Origin of the sequence: Pseudomonas sp. B19(2017), from assembly GCF_002113165.1 — a bacterium.
Taxonomy (GTDB): domain Bacteria; phylum Pseudomonadota; class Gammaproteobacteria; order Pseudomonadales; family Pseudomonadaceae; genus Aquipseudomonas.
In genome coordinates this window covers 86,030-105,081 of record NZ_NEJR01000008.1, presented here as the reverse complement: position 1 = coordinate 105,081, position 19,052 = coordinate 86,030, and the positions used below count along the sequence as shown (strand labels likewise).

The following is a 19,052-nucleotide window of genomic DNA, read 5'->3' as shown; positions in this document are numbered from 1 at the left end:
GACCTCTACATGCGTACCGAACAACCGCAAGTGATCTACCTCAAGGATTACCAGGCGCCCGAGTACCTGATCGACGAGACGCACCTGACCTTCGAGCTGTTCGAGGACCACACCCTGGTTCACGCGCAACTGGTCATGCGCCGCAACCCGGCACGCGGTGCCGGCCTGCCGCCACTGGAACTCGATGGCCAGCAGCTGGAGCTGCTGCGCGCCGCGCTGGATGACCAGGAATTGCAGCCGGGTGACTACCAGCTCGACGCCGACAGCCTGACCGTGCAGCCCAAGGCCGAGCGCTTCACCCTCGATACCAGCGTGAAGATCCACCCCGAGAGCAACACCGCACTGGAAGGCCTGTACAAGTCGGGCAAGATGTTCTGCACCCAGTGCGAGGCCGAAGGTTTCCGCAAGATCACCTACTACCTCGACCGCCCGGACGTGATGAGCACCTTCACCACCACGGTCATCGCCGAGCAGCATCGCTACCCGGTATTGCTGAGCAACGGCAACCCGATCGGCAGCGGGCCTGCTGAAGACGGTCGCCACTGGGCAACCTGGGAAGACCCGTTCATGAAGCCGGCCTACCTGTTCGCGCTGGTGGCCGGCGACCTGTGGTGCGTCGAAGACAGCTTCACCCGCCAGTCGGGCCGCGACGTTACCCTGCGCATCTACGTCGAACCCGAGAACATCGACAAGTGCGACCACGCCATGGTCAGCCTGAAGAAGTCCATGCGCTGGGACGAAGAGGTCTATGGCCGCGAGTACGACCTGGACATCTTCATGATCGTCGCGGTCAACGACTTCAACATGGGCGCCATGGAAAACAAGGGCCTGAACATCTTCAACTCCAGCTGCGTGCTGGCCCGTGCCGAAACGGCTACCGATGCCGCCCACCAGCGCGTCGAAGGCGTGGTCGCCCACGAATACTTCCACAACTGGTCGGGCAACCGGGTCACCTGCCGTGACTGGTTCCAGCTGTCGCTGAAGGAAGGCTTCACGGTGTTCCGCGACGCCGAGTTCAGCGCCGACATGAACTCGCGCACGGTCAAGCGCATCGAGGATGTGGCCTACCTGCGTACCCACCAGTTTGCCGAAGACGCAGGCCCGATGGCCCACCCGGTACGCCCGGACAGCTTCATCGAGATCTCCAACTTCTACACCCTGACCGTGTACGAGAAGGGCGCCGAAGTGGTGCGCATGGTGCGTACCTTGCTGGGTGCCGATGGCTTCCGCAAGGGCAGTGACCTGTACTTCGAGCGCCACGATGGCCAGGCGGTGACCACCGACGATTTCATCAAGGCCATGGAAGACGCCAACGGCGTCGACTTCACCCAGTTCAAGCGCTGGTACAACCAGGCCGGCACCCCGCGCCTGGACGTCAGCGAGGCCTATGATGCGGCCGCGCAGACCTACAGCCTGACATTCCGCCAGAGCTGCCCGCAGACCCCGGACAAGGCCGAAAAACTGCCGTTCGTGATCCCGGTGGAACTGGGCCTGCTGGACGCCGCAGGCAACGACCTGCCGCTGCAACTGGCCGCTGAAGCTGCGGCGCAGGGCACCAGCCGCGTGCTGTCGGTGACCGAAGCCGAGCAGACCTTCACCTTCCAGGGCATCCAGGCCAAGCCGCTGCCGTCGCTGCTGCGTGGTTTCAGCGCACCGGTCAAGCTGAGCTTCCCCTACGACCGCGATCAGCTGATGTTCCTGATGCAGCATGACAGCGATGGTTTCAACCGTTGGGAGGCGGGGCAGCAGTTGTCGGTGCAGGTGCTGCAGGAGCTGATCGGCCAGCATCAGCGCGGCGAAGCACTGAAGCTGGACCAGCGTCTGATCACCGCACTTGGCACTGTACTCGGCAACGAGTCGCTGGACCCGGCCATGGTTGCCGAAATGCTCTCGCTGCCAGGAGAGGCGTACCTTACCGAAATCAGCCAGGTGGCCGATGTGGACGCTATCCATGCTGCCCGCGAATTCGCCCGCCGGCAGATCGCCGAGCAGCTGTTCGACGCCCTGTGGGCGCGCTACCAGGCCAACCGCGAAGTGTCGCGGAACACCGCCTATGTGGCGTCTGCCGAGCACTTTGCCCGCCGCAGCCTGCAGAATATCGCGCTGTCGTACCTGATGCAGAGCGGCCAGCCGCAGGTGCTAGAGGCGACCCTGGAGCAGTTCGAGCAGTGCGACAACATGACCGAGCGTTTGACCGCACTGGCGGTACTGGTCAACTCGCCGTTCGAGGCTGAACGGGCCAAGGCCCTGGAGGCCTTTGCCGAGCACTTCAAGGACAACCCGCTGGTCATGGACCAGTGGTTCAGCGTGCAGGCGGCGAGCACGCTGCCGGGCGGGCTGGCGCGGGTCAAGGCGCTGATGCAGCACCCGGCGTTCACCCTGAAGAACCCGAACAAGGTCCGTGCGCTGATTGGCGCCTTTGCCGGGCAGAACCTGGTCAACTTCCATGCGGCGGATGGCTCGGGGTATCGCTTCCTGGCGGACCTGGTGATCGAGCTGAATGCGCTGAACCCGCAGATCGCCTCGCGGCAGCTGGCACCGCTGACTCGCTGGCGCAAGTATGACGCTGCGCGTCAGGCCCTGATGAAGGGCGAGCTGGAGCGGATTCTGGCTTCTGGCGAGCTGTCCAGTGATGTGTATGAGGTTGTGAGCAAGAGCCTGGCTTGAGTTTTCTGTAGCCTGAGCTGGCCTCTTCGCGGGTAAACCCGCTCCCACAGGTACTGCACTGCTTTCATGGGCGGTGGAGGACCTGTGGGAGCGGGTTTACCCGCGAAGCTTTTTGGGCCGACAACAAAACATAACACCCCGCTCGTTGTGTTCCCGCAAACATCCCCGCTACGATCCTCTCAAGCTATTGTAGGCCTCTAGATCAGGCTTTTCGCAGTATCTGCAATGCATTGACCCGCTAAATAAAAACACAAAGGGGACAGTCATGAGGGAACAGAACAGGCGCTTTGCCTGGCCATTGGCAGCCGGCGCGGTACTGGCGCTGGGGCTTGGCATATGGGCCGACAGCGTGCAAGCCGCTGCCGCCGACGAATACTCCACCGAATCGGCCAAGGCCAGCCAGAGCCTGCTGATCGACGCCACCCACGCCGGCAAGCGCCTGGTAGTGGTGGGCGATCGCGGTCATATCCTGTTCTCGGACGACCAGGGCAGCACCTGGACCCAGGCGCGGGTGCCCACCCGGCAACTGCTCACCGCGGTTTTCTTCCTCGACGACAAGCGCGGCTGGGCCGTGGGCCATGATGCGCAGATCCTCACCAGCAGCGACGGCGGTGCCACCTGGAGCAAGCAGTTCGAAGACCTTGCCCGTGAAGCGCCGTTGCTCGACATCGCCTTCCTCGACGCCCGGCACGGCTTTGCCGTGGGTGCCTACGGCGCCTTGCTGGAAACCACCGATGGCGGCCAGCACTGGCAGGACGTGGCCGAGCGCCTGGATAACCCCGACCAGCTGCACCTGAACGGTATCGCCCAGGTGCGTGACGCGGGCCTGTTCATCGTCGGCGAGCAAGGCGGCATGTTCCGCTCCGCCGACAACGGCCAGAGCTGGACCAAGGTCCAGGGCCCCTACGAGGGTTCGCTGTTCGGCGTGATCGGTACTGCCCGGCCGCACACCCTGCTGGCCTACGGCCTGCGCGGCAACCTGTTCCGTTCGACCGATTTCGGCGACAGCTGGCAGCCGATCGAACTCAAGGCCGCACGTGGCACCCTCGAATTCGGCCTGGCAGGCGCTACGCTTGTCGAGGGCGGTAGCCTGGTGCTGGTCGGCAATGGCGGCAGCGTGCTGCGCAGTACCGATGATGGCCAGACCTTCACTGTCTACAACCGCGCCGACCGCATCGCCCTGGCCGGCGTCAGCGGCCGGGCCGATGGCGGCCTGCTGCTGGTAGGGCAGGGTGGCGTACACCTGGCTGACCCGCAGGGTGCTGACCAGGAGGTGCGTCCATGACCAGCAGGGAGAGCATCACCATGCACCCGCATCACCAGGACAAGGCCACGCTGCTCGAACGCCTGATCTTCAACAACCGCCCCGTGGTCATCGCCCTGTGCGTGCTGGTCAGCATCTTCCTGTTCTGGCAGGCCACGCAGATTCGCCCGTCCACCAGCTTCGAGAAGATGATCCCGCTGCAGCACCCGTTCATCGAGCAGATGATGGAGCACCGCAACGACCTGGCCAACCTCGGCAACACCGTGCGCATCTCGGTGGAGGCGGTCAATGGCGACATCTTCGACAAGGACTACATGGAAACCCTGCGGCAGGTCCATGACGAAGTGTTCTACATCCCTGGCGTCGACCGTGCCGGGCTGAAGTCATTGTGGAGCCCCAGCGTGCGCTGGAGCGAGGTCACCGAAGAAGGCTTCTCTGGTGGCGAGGTGATCCCCAACACCTACAATGGCTCGCAGGACAGCCTCGACACACTCCGCGACAACGTGCTCAAGTCAGGCCAGGTAGGGCGCCTGGTGGGCAACAACTTCAAGTCCAGCATCGTCGATGTGCCACTGCTGGAGAGCTACCCCGACCCGCAGGACCCGGGCAAGCAGGTAAAGCTGGACTACCAGCAGTTTTCGCACCAGCTGGAGGAGAAGATCCGCGACAAGTTCCAGGCGCAGAACCCCAACGTGAAGGTGCACATCGTCGGCTTCGCCAAGAAAGTCGGTGACCTGATCGACGGCCTGGTGATGGTGGCGATGTTCTTCGGCGTCGCCCTGGCCATCACCTGGGTGTTGTTGTACTGGTTCACCTGGTGCCTCCGCAGCACCATCGCCGTGCTCATCACCACCCTGGTGGCTGTGGTCTGGCAGCTGGGCCTGATGCATGCGGTGGGCTTTGGCCTGGACCCGTACTCGATGCTGGTGCCGTTCCTGATCTTCGCCATCGGCATTTCCCACGGGGTGCAGAAGATCAACGGTATCGCCCTGCAGTCGAGTGACGCCGACAACGCCCTGACCGCCGCCCGGCGCACGTTCCGCCAGCTGTTCCTGCCGGGGATGATCGCCATCCTCGCCGACGCCGTGGGCTTCATCACCCTGCTGATCATCGATATCGGGGTGATCCGTGAACTGGCCATCGGTGCTTCCATCGGTGTGGCGGTGATCGTGTTCACCAACCTTATCCTGCTGCCGGTAGCCATCTCCTACGTAGGCATCAGCAAGAAGGCTGTCGAGCGCAGCAAGCAGGACGCTACCCGCGAGCACCCGTTCTGGCGCCTGCTGTCGAACTTTGCCAGTGCCAGGGTGGCGCCGGTGTCGGTGGTGCTGGCGCTGGTCGCCTTCGCCGGTGGCCTGTGGTACAGCCAGAACCTGAAGATCGGCGACCTCGACCAGGGCGCGCCGGAGCTGCGCCCCGACTCGCGCTACAACCAGGACAACAACTTCATCATCAGCAACTACTCGACCAGTTCCGACGTGCTGGTGATCATGGTCAAGACCCCGCCGGAAAGCTGCTCGATCCACTCGACCATGGCGCCGATCGACGAGCTGATGTGGACCATGCAGAACACCCCTGGCGTGCAGTCGGCCATTTCCCTCGTGACCGTGTCCAAGCAGGTGATCAAGGGCATGAACGAGGGCAGCCTGAAATGGGAAACCCTGTCGCGCAACCCGGACATCCTCAACAACTCGATCGCCCGCGCCGATGGCCTGTACAACGGCGACTGCTCGCTGGCGCCGGTGCTGGTGTTCCTCAACGACCACAAGGCCGAAACCCTTGAACGGGTCACTGCCGTGGCCAAGGCGTTTGCCGACAGCCACAACAAGGAAGGCCTGCAGTTCCTGCTGGCGGCGGGCAACGCCGGGATCGAGGCAGCGACCAACGAGGTAATCAAGTCGGCCGAGCTGACCATCCTGATCCTGGTGTATATCTGCGTGGCGGTGATGTGCCTGATAACCTTCCGCTCGTTCGCCGCCACCCTGTGCATCGTCCTGCCGCTGGTGCTGACCTCGGTGCTGGGCAACGCGCTGATGGCCTACATGGGCATCGGGGTCAAGGTGGCGACCTTGCCGGTGGTGGCGCTGGGCGTCGGTATTGGTGTGGACTACGGCATCTACATCTACAGCCGGCTGGAAAGCTTCCTGCGTGCCGGGTTGCCGTTGCAGGAGGCGTATTACGAGACCCTGCGCTCGACCGGCAAGGCTGTGCTGTTCACCGGGTTGTGTCTGGCCATCGGCGTGTGCACCTGGATCTTCTCGGCGATCAAGTTCCAGGCCGACATGGGGCTGATGCTGACCTTCATGCTGTTGTGGAACATGTTCGGGGCGCTGTGGTTGTTGCCGGCGTTGGCACGGTTCCTGATCAAGCCGGAAAAGATGGTGGGCAAGGAGGGTGGGTCGATTTTCGCCCATTGAATTGCAGGGGGCCGCTTTGCGGCCCATCGCGACACAAGGCCGCTCCTACAGGGAACGCGTATTCGCAGATTGACGCGATCCCTGTAGGAGCGGCCTTGTGTCGCGATGGGCTGCAAAGCAGCCCCAGGGTTATAATACCGCCACATCCCTCACAGGTACCCCCATGTCCCCCCTCGCCACCGCCCTGCAGTCCTGCGACATGCTCCTGATCGACGGCCTGCACGCCTTCGACTTCACCTCCGACGAATCCGGCCTCACCATCGAATGCATGGACGGTCGCCAGCTCCGGCGCTGGTCCTTCACCCCCGAGCAGATCACAGCTGCCATCGCCGTGGGTGACGAGTGGCAACTCGACGATGCCAACGGCGCGCATCGGCTAGTCTGTATGAGTGCCTTTCGCGCCCCGGATGATGACCAAGATGAACCGGACCTGGACGAGCCTGCTGACCGCTAGCCTGATGAGCCTGACACTCCACGCCCACGCCGCCACCTTGCTGGTGGGCAGTTACACCGATGGCGCCAGCCAAGGCATCTACCGCTATCAGTTCGACGAAAAGACCGGCCATATCGACCCTGAGCCGCAGCAGGTGGTGAAGAGTGTCAGCCCTTCGTGGCTGGTGTTGTCGGCCGATCAACGCCAGCTGTTCGCGGTCAACGAAGCCCCGAACGGCCATGTCAGCAGTTTCGGCGTCAGTGCAAAGGGCGAGATCAAGCTCCTCAACCAGGTATCCAGCCAAGGTGACGAGCCGACCCATGCCAGCCTCAGCCGCGACCAGCGTTATCTGTTCGTGGCCAACTACGCGGTCAAGCCCGAGCCCGGCGGCAGCCTGGTGGTGGTGCCGGTTGCCCGCGACGGCAAGCTCAAGCCGGTGGTGCAGCAGGCCCGGCACAAGGCGAGCGGGGTCAACCCCGAGCGCCAGGCCAGCGCCCACGTGCATTCGCTGGTGCTGTCACCGGACGGTCGGCACCTGTATGCCAGCGACCTGGGGGCTGACAAGGTATTCATCTACCGTTACGACGGTGCCAGCGCCGACCACCCGCTGACGCCGGCGATCCCCGCGTCGGTGGATTTGCCGCCGGGCAGCGGGCCGCGTCACCTGCTGTTCGACGCCAAGGGCCGACACGCCTACCTGACCCTGGAGATGAGCGCCGAAGTGGTGATGTTCGATGTGCAGGAGGGCAACCTGGTCGAACGCCAGCGCCTGCCCCTGACCGAGAGCAAGGAAGCTGCGGCGAAAGCGGCAGGTGGCTTGCACCTGTCGGCGGACGGGCGCTTCCTGTATGTGAGCAACCGCGGCACGGCCAACGAGATCGTTGCTTTCAGCGTGGGCAAGCAGGACGGTCAGCTGACATTCCTGCAGCGCCGTTCGGTGGAGGGGGATCACCCCCGCGAGTTCGCCCTCGATCCAGGTGACAACTTCCTGCTGGTGGCCAACCAGAAGAGCAACCAGATCGTGGTGATACGTCGCGATCCGCGTAGCGGCAAGCTGCTGGAGACGGTGCAGACGCTGAAGCAGGAGGCACCGTCGGACCTGAAGTTCATCGAGTGATATCGATCGGCGTGATAATCGATACTGCCGCAATGAATTTTTGCCTGCGGCTTCGGCGGCGTAAGTTTGACCCAAGGCCCAAACGGGCCAACGTCAAACCACCGCCGTCGAGGTCAGCCCAGATGAACTTCAATCTCTTCCCGGTCATTGCCGCATCCGCCATTTCCGCTTCGGTCGTGTTGCCGACCCATGCCCATGCCGACAGCAGCGGCAAGGCGTCCGCTACGCATAGTTATACCGAGCAATACCTGCGCCAGAGTGCCAATTTCCATGCGGCCCTGAGTGGCAAGCACCACCACTGACGCAAGCCTGACACGGACCCTGTGGGAGCGGGCGTGCCCGCGAACACCGGCAAAGCCGGTGCCATGCACCGCGCTGTCTGCTTCGCGGGCACGCCCGCTCCCACAGGGGCCGTGTAGTGCTTATAGTTGTTTACTTGGTCATCACTGCCTTGAACAGGTCCGAAGCCAACCAGCCCTCCAGCCAGCTCCGCACCTGCGGATAAGCCGCCTCGGCGAACCACTGCGGTTCGACCCCGGCAAACTGGCGCATCAGGGGCAGCAACGCGGCATCGGCAATGCTTGGGTGGTCGACCAGCAGGTAGGGCCGGCCCGCCAGCAGGGCTTCAAGCTCCGCCAGCCAGGCCTCGGCCTGCTGGCGGTAATGCTCGCGGGTATGCTCGGGGTAGCGCTCGGCATACTTGTACAGGTTGACCTGCGCCTTGAACGTGCTGTCGTTGCGCGCAATCAGTGCTTGCGCCTGCTGCGCCGCCACAGGGTCGGCCTGCAGCCGCCAGTCCTGCGGGTCGTTTTGTGCCAGCGCCCAACGCATGATGTCCAGGCTTTCTTCGAGTACCCCGGCACCGGTATCCAGTACCGGCACGGTGCCCTTGGGTGACAAGGCCAGCAGTTCTGCCGGCTTGTTCTTCATCGCTACCTCGCGAATCTCCACCTCGCACCCCGCATAGCGCAGGGCCAGGCGCGCGCGCATGGCCCAGGGGCAGCGGCGGAACGAGTAGAGGATCACCCGCACACCTCCACGTCACTCAGGCCATTGCCTTGGCGGCGTACCTGGATCTGCACCGGGATGCGTTCGTGCATTTCCTGCACGTGGGAAATCACCGCCACCTTGCGGCCCTGAGCCTGCAAGCCGTCGAGGGCATCCATGGCCAGTTGCAGCGACTCGGGGTCGAGGCTGCCGAAGCCTTCGTCGATGAACAGTGATTCGATGCGCAGCGTGCTGGAGGCCATCGAGGCCAGGCCCAGGGCCAGGGCCAGCGACACCAGGAAGGTTTCCCCGCCGGACAGCGAGTGTACCGAACGCAGTTCGTCACCCATCTCGGTGTCCAGCACCAGCAGGCCGAGGGCGCTGCCACCGCGCTTGAGGCGGTAACGGCGGGCCAGCTGGCGCAGTTGGGTGTTGGCGTGGTGCAACAGCAGGTCAAGGTTGTAGCCCTGGGCGATCTTGCGGAACACATCGCCCGAGGCCGAACCGATCAGGGCGTTCAGGCGAGCCCAGCGTTGCCACTGCTGGTGGGCCTGTTCGATTTCCGCCGCCAGCGCCTGGTGCGCCTGTTGGCGACGCTGGTCATCGGCCTGCTGTGCACGCAGTTCGGCGCATTGCTGCTCATGGCCGGCCAGGCGCTCGCGCAGTTCGGTCAGGGCCTGTTCCAAGGCATCGGCCGAGGTGTCCACGGTCATTTGCGCGGCATGTTGTTGCAGGCGTTGTTCACGTTCCTGCAACAGCACACGGCCTTGTTCGATGGCTTTTTCGGCGCCTTGCAGGCGTTGGCGCAGTTCATTGACCTGCGCGTCATCCATATCCAGCAGGCGATCCAGGCCGGCGTCGTCCAGTTCCGGGTGTTCACCGCGCCACTGGGCGATCTGGCCCTTCAGCTGCTGGCACTCGCCGTCCAGCGCTTGTTGCTGCTGGGTGTTGGCCTTGAGTTCGCTGGCCAGTTGCACGCCTTGGGTACGCAGGTCCTGCAGGCGCTGGGCAGTTTCGGCGTCGAGGGCGCGGGCCTGCTCCAGCGCGGCGTCCATGTGCTGTTGCCAGGCTTCGGCGCTGGCGTGCTCGCCAAGCAGTTCGCCGAGCGCAGCCTGGGCCTGTTGGCGCTGCTCGTCGAGGGTGGCCAGTTTCTGCTGCAGTTGCTGTTGGGTCTGCAAGCGCGCCTGCTGCTGGTCGCGCAGCTTGTCCAGCTGGGCCTGGCGGGCTTGCTGTTCCTGCTGTTCGTCCTTGCGCTGCTCCAGTTGCTGCAGGCGTTGGGCGATCTGCTGGTCCAGGGCGAGGAAGGCATTGGCCGGGTCGTCGTTCAAGGCCTTGAGGGCCTCTTGGGGCAACACGCTGGCCAAGTCGTCAAGGCCTTGCTGCAACTGCTGCTGGTCGTTGGCCAGGGCCTGATGTTGTTGCTCCAGATGGCGCTGGGCCTGCTGTTGCGCCTGCTCGGCGGCCTGCAGTTGCTGGTTGAGACGGGCTGCATCTTTTTGCAAGGCGAGCAGGGCGCGCTGGCGTTTCTCGTCCTGGCTGATTTCTTCGTCCAGGCGTCGCAGCTGGCTGTCGAGCCAGGCACTGCGGGCCCTGTCGTCCTGCGGGGCGAGGGCAGGCCACAGGCTGTGCGCTTGCACCTGGGCCACCAGTGGTTGCAACTGCTCGCCGAGTTGCTGCTGTTGCTGTTGGTAGTCCTTGAGTTGGGCGTTGACCACACCCAGCTGGGTGCGCAGTTCCACCAGCTTGCCGTTCAGGGTTTCGACCTGCTTGTGCGCGGCGTCTTCCTCGGCCTGGTCATGGCGACCCAGGCTTTGCAGCAGTGCTTCAGGCTGGTGGAACGGGTGCTCGGCGCTGCCGCACACCGGGCAAGGTTCGCCGTCGCGCAATTGGCCACGCAACTCTTCGACGCTGGTATTGCGTGCCAGGCGCTGGCGTTCCAGCAACTGGCGGGTGAGGTTGAGTGCCTGTTCGGCGTTTTCCAGCTCGGCCTTGGCGGCGGTGCCTTCGGCAATCAGTTGCTGGCGTTGCTGCATGGCTTGCTGCTGCCGCTCGCGCACGGCCTCCAGCTGCTGGCGCAGTTCCAGCTCTCGGCCATGCAGGCGTGCCAGTTCTTCCACCGCGCGCTGCTGCTTGCGGTTGTCCTGCAGCATGCCACCGAGCAGGTCGATCTGTTCTGCCAGGGCCTGGGGTTCGGCCTTGGCTTCGCGGAACAGCAGCTCGAATGCATCGCGCTCGGCCTGCAAGTGCGCATTGGCCTGGCTGGCCTGGGCCTGCAGGCCGGGCAGTTCCTCACGGCCCTTGGCCAGGCGGCCACCAATCAGCATCACTTGCTTCAGTTGCGGCAGGTAGGCTTGCCAGGCATTGGCCAGGCCCGCAAGGTGCTGGCTGTCGGCAAGCGCGACGTCGATTTGCGCCAGTTGCTGCAGGCTGCGCTGCTGGTGCTCTTCCAGCTGCTGCAGGTGCTGCTGGCCTTCGGCGACCTGCTGCTCGGCCTGCTCGCTGGCGCTGCGCTGTGTTGCCAGCTCCTGCTCCAGGCGGGCCAGGTTGTCCTGGGCGGCAAAGGCCTGGCGCAGGCGAGGGGCGTTCTCGCTGTGTTGCGCCTGGCTATCGGCAAGCGCCTGGCGCGCAGCGTCCAGCGCCTGTTGGAGCTCGCCGGTGCGCACATGCAGTTCGGCTTGCTGCTGCTGTTGCTCGGCGATCTTCGCTGCCACCGGTGTCAGTTGCGCGGCCAGTGTCTGCTGGCGGTGGAACTGGTGGCGCTGCGGGGCCAGGCGCTCCAGGCGCGCGAGGTCCAGGCGCTGGTCAGCCAGTTGTTGCCAGTCCTGTTCGGCAGCCCGCAGCGCGGTGCCGGCTTCGGCGTGCTGGGCTTGCAGTTGGCGCTGCTCGTTCAGCCAGTTGCGTTGCTGTTCCAGCTGGCGCTCACTGGCCTGGTCGGCCTTGAACTGCTGTTGCGCCTGCTCCAGGCGCTGGTCGAGCTCGGCACGGGCTTCGGCGGCCATTGGCAGCAGGTGGCTGGCACGCTCCTTCAGGGCATTGTGGGCCTCGCCGGCTTCGCGAGCCTTGCTGAAGGCGCGCTGGCCCAGGCGGGTGTAGATGGCGGTATTGGTGAGCTTTTCCAGCAGCTCGCTGCGTTCTTTGTCGTCGGCCTTGAGGAAGGCGCCAAATTCGCTCTGGGCCAGCATCACCGCGCGGGTGAACTGTTCGAAGTTAAGGCCCAGGCGGGCTTCGACCAGTTGTCTGTATTCGTTCTTGCCGCTGCCCAGTACCTGCTCGCTGTCCAGGTCGTAGAAGCTCTGGCGGCTGTGCTGCAGCTTGCCGTTGGCTTTGTCACGGGCGCGGTTGGCCTCCCAGCGGGCGCGGTAGCGGCGGCCATCGATGCCGACGAAATCGACTTCGGCAAAGCCGCTGCCGGTGCCGCGGCGCAGCAGGTTGCGCGGGTCGGAGGTGGGGATTTCACCGTCGGCGTCTGGCACCTTGGCTTCGCGGCCAATGTCGTTCAGCCGTGGCACGTTGCCGAACAACGCCAGGCACAGGGCGTCGAGCAGGGTACTTTTGCCCGCCCCGGTAGGTCCGGTGATGGCGAACAGACCGGCGCTGGCCAGCGGTTCGGCGGTGAAATCGATATCGACCGGGCCGGCCAGGGATGCCAGGTTCTTCAGACGGATGGCGAGAATCTTCATGGCTGCTCCTCTTCCTGCTGCACGTCCTGCAACAGCAGGGCGAAGTCGGCCAGCGCCTGCTCGTCGGCGGGGTTGCCATAGGCCTGCTCCCAGGCGCGGCTGAACAGGTCCTGCGGGGTCATCTGGGCCAGTTCGACAAAGGCCAGGTCATCGTCTTCGGCGTTGTTGCGGCCGGCGTATTCGGCGCTGATGCGGATCAAGCGCACGGCCTTGCCTTCCAAGGCTGTTTCGATCTGCTGGCGCAGGTCGGGTTGCGGCTCGTCCAGTATCACCCGCACTTCCAGCCAGGGCTGGCGGTTGGGGTCTTCGAGCAGGTCGACTACCGGCAGGTCGGCCAGTTGCTGCAGCAGTTCGCCCAGCGGCGCCGGGCCAACCCGTTGCAGGGCCACGGCGCGCGGTATCGGGCGTGGTTCGACGCTGACCAGGTCGGTGCCATCCAGCTCCACTTCCAGCACCTGGTGCGGGTAGTTGATTTCGGCGAACGACAGCGGGATCGGCGAGCCGCTGTAGCGGATGCGCTCTTCGCGGTTGACCTTCTGCGGCTTGTGCAGGTGGCCGAGGGCGACGTAGCTGATGGCCTTGTCGAACAGCTTGGCCGGCAGCGCTTCGGCGTTGCCGATGATCAGGCTGCGCTCGGAGTCTTCCGATACTGCGCCACCGGCCATGTGCGCGTGGCTGATGGCGATCAGTGCCTGGTCCTTCTTGCGTTTTTTCTGCGCGGCGGCGATCAGTTGCTGGTGCACCTGGGTGATGCCTTGCAGGTAGTCGTCGCCCAGTTGCGGGCCGGTCACTTCGGCCGGGCGCAGGAAGGGCAGGGCCAGGCACCAGGCGGCGACCTTGCCGCGGCCATTGGTCAGCGGAATCAGCAGGCGCTCGGCGTCGAGCTGGCCCTCGTCCAGCCAGTGCACACGGCCCAGGGCATGGGTACGCAGGCGGCGCATCAGCGCGGCGGGCAACTCGATACGCGAGCCGGAGTCGTGGTTGCCGGCGATCATCACGATGTCCAGCTTGGGCTGTTGCTCGTGGGCCTGGACGATGAAGTCGTAGAGGCGTTCCTGGGCTTTGACCGGCGGGTTGACCGTGTCGAAGATATCGCCAGCGATCAGCAGCGCATCGGGCTGGCGCAGGCGCAGCTGGCCGAGCAGCCAGTCGAGGAAGCAGGCGTGTTCGAAATCGCGTTCCTGGCCGTGCAGGCTTTGGCCCAGGTGCCAGTCGGAGGTATGAAACAGACGCATGGATGACCTGTTGGTGTCGAGTCGAGCAAGCGGGGAAAGGGCGGTATGGTAACCCAAGCATGGGGCCGCTGTGCGGCCCAATCGCCGGCAAGCCAGCTCCCACAGGTTCTGCACTGTCCTTGAGCTTTGTGCAGTGCCTGTGGGAGCTGGCTTGCCGGCGATGAGGCCGGTCGACTTTATCTCAATGCCAGGTGATATCGCCGGTCTGCCGGGGTGGCTGGCACCGGCTGCGCCGGTGTTCGCGGGTGAACCCGCTCCCACAGGTATCTCACCGCCCTTGAAAGCAGTGGTGTCCCTGTAGGAGCGGGTTTACCCGCGAAAAGGCCCGCACAGGCAGCCGATTACTTGGGATAGAGCGGCGGCAGGCTGCCGTTCTCGCCGGTCGGCAGCAACACCTGCTCAGCCGGCGGAATCGTACCGATCGCCCGCCACAAATCCTCACCCTGCCAATACTGCCCGCTCTCGCTGTACAACGCCCCGTTCAGGCCATCCAGCGCATCCGACAACGGCACGAACCGCGCCGCCATCTCGGCCAGGGTCTCCGGTTGCTGGCGGGCCCAGGCGTCCAGCGCCTGGCGGGTGGCCTGCGGGTCGTTGGCCTGGCACGCGCGCTTGAGATCATCCAGCAAGGTACGCGGGCTCGGCCCGGCCTGCGCGGCGCGCAGCACCGCTGGCTGCGAGCGGGCGCGCCACCACAGGGCAAAGCCCAGCAGGGTGGTGAGGGCGAACACCAGGGTGGCCAGCTGCCAGGGCCACAGCAAGCTGCTGGCACTGCTGTTGTCGCCGACCGGGGTATCGGCGCTCAGCGCCGGGTTGTCCTGCACGTTCAGCGTGCGCGCCGGCAGGCTGCTGTGCTCCAGGTGGTCTTCGCGGGTATTCCACCAGGCCACTTCCAGCACCGGCAGGGCCAGCATGCCGCTGTGGGTCGGCACCAGGGCTTCGCGCTCTTCACGGTTGGCGATCATGCCGCGGTCGCTGATTTCGTTGCGCAGCAACGGCTGGTCGGGGTAGCGGCGCAGGCCGGTGATTTCGGTTGCTGGCAGCGGTGGCAGCTGGGTGCTGGACAAGCCTTCGGCACGCAAGGTGATGTTACGGGTCAGCGAGTCGCCAATCTGCACTTGCTGGTTGCCAGGGTCGGGGTTCCAGTGCTCTTCCAGGGTCAGGCTGCGGGCAGGTAGCCACGGCACACCAGCCGGCCAGGCCGCCGGAATCGGCCGTACGGCCAGGCGCAATGGCAGTGAGCTGACCTGCACCTGGCGGCCGGTCCGGGCCGTGCCGTTGGCTTGCGGGGCTTCGTCCGGGCTGGCGGCGGCGGTGGCGGTGAAGGTCAGCGGCGGGATGTCGAGGGTGCCGCTTTGCTGGGGATACACGGCATAGCGGGTTTCGATCACGCCATGGCGGACGCCGTTGATTTCCTTTTCATAGGTGCGCGATTCACCCAGCGGTTCGACTTTGGCGTTCTCCAGTTGCAGCGGGCTGAGGCTGCTGTCGTCATACAGCGCCACCGAGTGGTAGATGCGCAGGGTAAGCACGGCCTGGGCCTGGACGTAGACCTCGTTGCTGTCGAGCGTGGCTTCGATGAACACCTGCGAGGCGCTGTCCTGGCGGCTGGCGTCGGCCTGCAGCACTTGCAGTTCGATGGCCTGACTGTGCGACTGGCCCAGTTGCAGCTCGGGGATGCGCAGGCTGCCGCTGCGCCGCGGCAGCAGGGTAATGATCCAGCGGGTGCTGGCGCGGGTTTCGCCGTCGAGGCTGTGCAGGCTGTTGAGCTGGCGCGTGCCGCGCACTTCGAAGTCACCCTCCAGCGCGCGCAGGTCGGGCTTGCCGAACTGGGTGACATCCTGGCTTTCCAGGGTCAGCTCCAGGCTTTCGCCGGCTTCCAGGCGGGTACGGTCAACGCTGGCCTGCAGCAGTGGTTCGGCCTGGGCCAGCACGGCCCACAGCAGGCTGAGGAGAAAGACGCCGAAGCGACTCATCGTGGGGTTTCCTGATGCAATTGCTGTTCATACCAGAATTTGCGCCGCAGCAGCTCCGCCGGGTTGTCGGGGATCTCCCGCAGCCATTGTTCCAGGGCCTGGCGCTGTTCGGCATCGAGGCTGGTCGATACCGGGCGCTGCGGCGGCTGGATGACGCTGTCATCCGCGCCGGCCTGGTTGCCGGGTGCTGCCTGGCTGTTGCTGCTGCCTTCGCCGGGCTGTTCGGCGTTGGCGTGTTCGTCGTCGCCGGCCGTGCCTTGGGCCGGGCTGCTGGCCGAGCTGCTGTTGCCTTCGGTTTCGCTGCCGGGCGTGCCTTGGGCATCGCTGCTGGCCGGTTGTTCCTCGGCCTTGGCCTCGCGCTGTTGCAGCAGTTGCTGCACCAGCGCCTGGTTGTCCAGCGCCGCCTGCAGGTCGGGCTGGCGCTCCAGGGCTTGTTCGTAGGCGTCCAGCGCGGCTTCCAGTTCACCGCTGCGGGCCAGGGCATTGCCTCGATTGTAGTGGGCGGCGGCCGTGTCGCCTTGGGAAAAGGCTTCGGCGGCACCAGAATAATCGCCCGCCTGGTACAGGGCCATGCCGCGCCATTGCGGGTCCTGGAACTGGCGCGCGGCACTGGCCGGGCGGTTTTGCTCCAGCAGGCGCTGACCTTGCTGGTCGGGGCGCAGCCACAGGTCGTTGAATTCGAAGGCCTGGCTGGGCTGGGGCAGGGCCAGCAGCAGCGGCAGGCAGAACAGCCAGCCACGCCGGCCGGCACAGGCGGCCAGTAGCAACAGCGGCAGCAGCAGCCAGTAACCTTGGTCGGCCCAGCTGTCCAGTTGCAGGGTCTGGCCGCCACTGCGCCCGGCGCGCGGGTTGTCGAACAGGCCCAGGCCGCGCAGGTCGAGGTCGTCGATACGGGCATGCCGGTAGCGCCCGCCGGTGCCGCTGATAAAGCTCTTGAGGCTGGCGCTGTCCAGACGCGGCAACAGGATGCCGCCCTGGTCGTCCTTGAGGTATTCGCCGTTGGCCTGGCGCACCGGTGCGCCTTCGCGGCTGCCGATGCCCAGCATCAACAGGCTCGGGCCCTGGCGGCCGAGGGCCTGGGTGATGCCTTGGCGCTCCGGGGCGCTGAGCGACGAGCCGATCAGCAGCAGGCGGCCCTGGCCCAGGCCGCTCTGGGCCAGCAGGGCCAGGCCCTTTTGCACGGCCAGGTCGGCACGCTGGCCAGGTTTGGGCATGATCGACGGGTCGATCGCCTCGAGCAGGTTGCGGGTGGTGGCCAGGTCATCGGACAGCGGCACCAGGGTATGCGCGGAGCCGGCATAGACCACCAGCGCGGTCTGGCTGTCACGGCGGTGCTCCAGCAGGTCGAGGATTTTGCGCCGCGCCTGTTCCAGGCGGTTGGGCGGGCTGTCCTCGGCGAGCATCTGCGGGGTCAGTTCGAGCAGGATCACCAGCGGGTCGGCCGGGCGCTGGCGGTTTTCTTCCACGCGCTGCCAACTGGGCCCGAGCAGGGCCAGGATCACCAGCATCCAGGCCAGGCCCAGCGCCACCCACGGCAGTTTACTGGTGCTGCCGCTGCCACCGCCTAGCAGTACGCCATGGAACGCTGGCGGCAGAATCATCTGCCAGCGCCCGGCGCGCTTGCGCCGGTGCCACAGTTTGTACAGCAGCCAGCCAAGCAGGGGCACGGCCAGCAGCCATAGCGGGCGCAACCATTCGGGCCACAGTTCGATCATCGCCGCCTCCTCAGGCGCAAGCGCTTCAGGCGCTGGCGCCACTCCGGGTGCGGTTGCAGGAAGCGCGGCTTGCGCAGCAGGCGCTGCAACAGGTTGTCGGGCCATTGCACGGCCACCACCAGCAGCACGCTCAGCAGCAGGGCCAGGGCCAGGGGCCAGGCATACAAGGCTTTGGCCGTACGCGCCTGGGTCGGTTGCTGGGCTACGGGTTCGAGCTGGTCGAGGGTGTCGCCGATGGCGTCCAGTTCGGCGCCGTCATGGGCGCGGAAGTAGGTGCCATGGGTGATCTCGGCAATTTCCTTGAGCGAGGCTTCGTCCAGGTCCAGGCTCGGGTTCAGGCCGAGCAGGCCAGGGGTGCCGCTGGCTTCGGGGTTGGCGCCGATGCCGATGGTGTAGATACGCACGCCTTCCTGGGCGGCCAGGCGGGCGGCGGTCAGCGGGTGGATCTGCCCGCCATTGTTGGCGCCGTCGGTGATCAGCACCAGCACCCGGCTTTGTGCCGGGCGTTGGCGCAGGCGCTTGACCGCCAGGCCAATGGCGTCGCCGATGGCAGTGTTCTTGCCGGCGATGCCGATCTGCGCCTCGTCGAGGAAGGTACGCACGGTACGCCGGTCGAAGGTGAGCGGGGCCTGCAGGTAGGCCTGGCTGCCGAACAGGATAAGGCCCACGCGGTCGCCCTCGCGGTCTTGCAGGAAGTCGCCGAGCAACGCTTTGACCAGGTCAAGGCGGCTGATCTCTTCGTTCTGCCACTGCATGTCGGGGAAGTCCATCGACCCGGACACATCCACCGCCACCAGCAGGTCGCGGCCGCTGGCGGCCACTGGCACCGGCTCGCCCAGCCATTGAGGGCGGGCGGCGGCGCACAACAGCAGCAGCCAGATGACGACAAAGGGCGCCTGCTGGCGCCAGGTCGGCAGGTTGAGCCTTGCGCGGCGGCCGGCCAGGCCCTCCAGTTCGTCGAGGAAGCCCACCTTGAGCACCGGTTCGCCGCTGTCGGCGGCCGGCAGTACCAGGCGCGCCAGCCACGGCAGCGGAAACAGGGCGAATACCCACGGCCAGGCCAGTTCAAACATGCTTGCGGATCCAGGTTTCGACGGCCTGGCTGAGCCCGGCGATGGCCTTGTCATCGAGCTTGCACTCGGGTTTGTAGGCGCCTTCGACCAGCACCATCCAGCGGGTCAGGCCGGCGGCCGGGCAGCGGTTGTCGAGAAACGCCAGCCACTGGCGGCCGTTGAGGGTATGGCTGTTGGCGCCTGGGTAGTGGCTGCGGCACAGGCGCTTGAGCAGGGCGTTGATCTGTTGCAGCCAGGCCCCGGCCGGGGCACCGTCGTAGGGGCGCGGCAGGCGGGCCAGCTCGGCCAGCGCCTCTACGCGTACCGGGTCCAGGGGTTGTTCGGCACGCACGATGCGGCGTTTGCCCGGGCGCCAGCGGCGCACCCGCCACAGGCCCCAGGCCAGCAGCGGCAGCACGGCCAGCAGCAGCCACCAGCCGGGTGCCGGTGGCCACAGGCCGATCGGCGCGGGGGCAATCAGCGGCTGCAGTTGATCAAGCGGGTTCATT

At 65.6% G+C, this 19,052-nt stretch carries 13 protein-coding genes; 6 read left to right on the top strand and 7 right to left on the bottom strand.

Annotation, left to right across the window (positions count from 1 at the left end; genetic code table 11):
* The first annotated feature begins 9 nt into the window (after positions 1-9).
* From pepN to CAF70_RS13455, 6 genes are all read left to right on the top strand, one after another.
* Positions 10-2,667, top strand: coding sequence for an aminopeptidase N (pepN, locus tag CAF70_RS13480; RefSeq protein ID WP_085625259.1), 2,658 nt, complete (start codon positions 10-12; stop codon positions 2,665-2,667).
* 265 nt (positions 2,668-2,932) lie between these two features.
* Positions 2,933-3,952 (top strand): YCF48-related protein, encoded by a 1,020-nt coding sequence (locus tag CAF70_RS13475; RefSeq protein WP_085625258.1) that lies wholly within the window; start codon positions 2,933-2,935, stop codon positions 3,950-3,952.
* 20 nt (positions 3,953-3,972) lie between these two features.
* Complete coding sequence (locus CAF70_RS13470; RefSeq protein ID WP_085625340.1) at positions 3,973-6,348, top strand: RND family transporter; 2,376 nt, start codon at positions 3,973-3,975, stop codon at positions 6,346-6,348.
* 163 nt (positions 6,349-6,511) lie between these two features.
* Positions 6,512-6,802, top strand: coding sequence for a DUF5629 family protein (locus CAF70_RS13465; protein WP_085625257.1), 291 nt, complete (start codon positions 6,512-6,514; stop codon positions 6,800-6,802).
* Positions 6,768-7,898, top strand: a complete 1,131-nt coding sequence (locus CAF70_RS13460) for a lactonase family protein (protein ID WP_256573290.1) — start codon at positions 6,768-6,770, stop codon at positions 7,896-7,898. The genes CAF70_RS13465 and CAF70_RS13460 overlap by 35 nt, the downstream gene beginning before the upstream one ends.
* Positions 7,899-8,020: 122 nt before the next feature.
* On the top strand, positions 8,021-8,200 hold the full coding sequence (locus CAF70_RS13455) for a hypothetical protein (RefSeq protein WP_063913828.1): 180 nt from the start codon (positions 8,021-8,023) through the stop codon (positions 8,198-8,200).
* A 130-nt stretch (positions 8,201-8,330) separates the two neighbouring features.
* On the opposite strand, the gene CAF70_RS13450 is transcribed toward CAF70_RS13455, so the two are convergent.
* From CAF70_RS13450 to CAF70_RS13420, 7 genes are all read right to left on the bottom strand, one after another.
* Positions 8,331-8,924 carry a glutathione S-transferase gene (locus tag CAF70_RS13450; RefSeq protein ID WP_085625255.1) on the bottom strand — a complete coding sequence of 198 codons (594 nt, stop codon included), beginning with the start codon at positions 8,922-8,924 and terminating at the stop codon, positions 8,331-8,333.
* Positions 8,921-12,565, bottom strand: a complete 3,645-nt coding sequence (locus CAF70_RS13445) for an AAA family ATPase (RefSeq protein ID WP_085625254.1) — start codon at positions 12,563-12,565, stop codon at positions 8,921-8,923. Before CAF70_RS13445 ends, CAF70_RS13450 begins: the two co-directional genes overlap by 4 nt.
* Complete coding sequence (locus CAF70_RS13440; RefSeq protein ID WP_085625253.1) at positions 12,562-13,800, bottom strand: exonuclease SbcCD subunit D C-terminal domain-containing protein; 1,239 nt, start codon at positions 13,798-13,800, stop codon at positions 12,562-12,564. The genes CAF70_RS13445 and CAF70_RS13440 overlap by 4 nt, the downstream gene beginning before the upstream one ends.
* Before the next feature lie 341 nt (positions 13,801-14,141).
* Positions 14,142-15,776, bottom strand: a complete 1,635-nt coding sequence (locus CAF70_RS13435) for a BatD family protein (RefSeq protein WP_085625252.1) — start codon at positions 15,774-15,776, stop codon at positions 14,142-14,144.
* Complete coding sequence (locus tag CAF70_RS13430; protein WP_085625251.1) at positions 15,773-17,491, bottom strand: tetratricopeptide repeat protein; 1,719 nt, start codon at positions 17,489-17,491, stop codon at positions 15,773-15,775. Before CAF70_RS13430 ends, CAF70_RS13435 begins: the two co-directional genes overlap by 4 nt.
* The gene (locus CAF70_RS13425) at positions 17,488-18,564 is read right to left on the bottom strand and encodes a VWA domain-containing protein (RefSeq protein WP_085625250.1); all 1,077 of its coding nucleotides are present in this window, start codon (positions 18,562-18,564) and stop codon (positions 17,488-17,490) included. Before CAF70_RS13425 ends, CAF70_RS13430 begins: the two co-directional genes overlap by 4 nt.
* Positions 18,557-19,051 carry a DUF4381 domain-containing protein gene (locus CAF70_RS13420; protein ID WP_085625249.1) on the bottom strand — a complete coding sequence of 165 codons (495 nt, stop codon included), beginning with the start codon at positions 19,049-19,051 and terminating at the stop codon, positions 18,557-18,559. The genes CAF70_RS13425 and CAF70_RS13420 overlap by 8 nt, the downstream gene beginning before the upstream one ends.
* Position 19,052 lies beyond the last annotated feature (1 nt).

Bases quoted from the DNA above. Each gene is read 5' to 3' on its own strand.
- pepN (WP_085625259.1), top strand. From the start codon at position 10: ATGCGTACCGAACAACCGCAAGTGATCTACCTCAAGGATTACCAGGCG.
- CAF70_RS13475 (WP_085625258.1), top strand. From the start codon at position 2,933: ATGAGGGAACAGAACAGGCGCTTTGCCTGGCCATTGGCAGCCGGCGCG.
- CAF70_RS13470 (WP_085625340.1), top strand. From the start codon at position 3,973: ATGCACCCGCATCACCAGGACAAGGCCACGCTGCTCGAACGCCTGATC.
- CAF70_RS13465 (WP_085625257.1), top strand. From the start codon at position 6,512: ATGTCCCCCCTCGCCACCGCCCTGCAGTCCTGCGACATGCTCCTGATC.
- CAF70_RS13460 (WP_256573290.1), top strand. From the start codon at position 6,768: ATGAACCGGACCTGGACGAGCCTGCTGACCGCTAGCCTGATGAGCCTG.
- CAF70_RS13455 (WP_063913828.1), top strand. From the start codon at position 8,021: ATGAACTTCAATCTCTTCCCGGTCATTGCCGCATCCGCCATTTCCGCT.
- CAF70_RS13445 (WP_085625254.1), bottom strand. From the start codon at position 12,565: ATGAAGATTCTCGCCATCCGTCTGAAGAACCTGGCATCCCTGGCCGGC.
- CAF70_RS13440 (WP_085625253.1), bottom strand. From the start codon at position 13,800: ATGCGTCTGTTTCATACCTCCGACTGGCACCTGGGCCAAAGCCTGCAC.
- CAF70_RS13435 (WP_085625252.1), bottom strand. From the start codon at position 15,776: ATGAGTCGCTTCGGCGTCTTTCTCCTCAGCCTGCTGTGGGCCGTGCTG.
- CAF70_RS13430 (WP_085625251.1), bottom strand. From the start codon at position 17,491: ATGATCGAACTGTGGCCCGAATGGTTGCGCCCGCTATGGCTGCTGGCC.
- CAF70_RS13425 (WP_085625250.1), bottom strand. From the start codon at position 18,564: ATGTTTGAACTGGCCTGGCCGTGGGTATTCGCCCTGTTTCCGCTGCCG.
- CAF70_RS13420 (WP_085625249.1), bottom strand. From the start codon at position 19,051: ATGAACCCGCTTGATCAACTGCAGCCGCTGATTGCCCCCGCGCCGATC.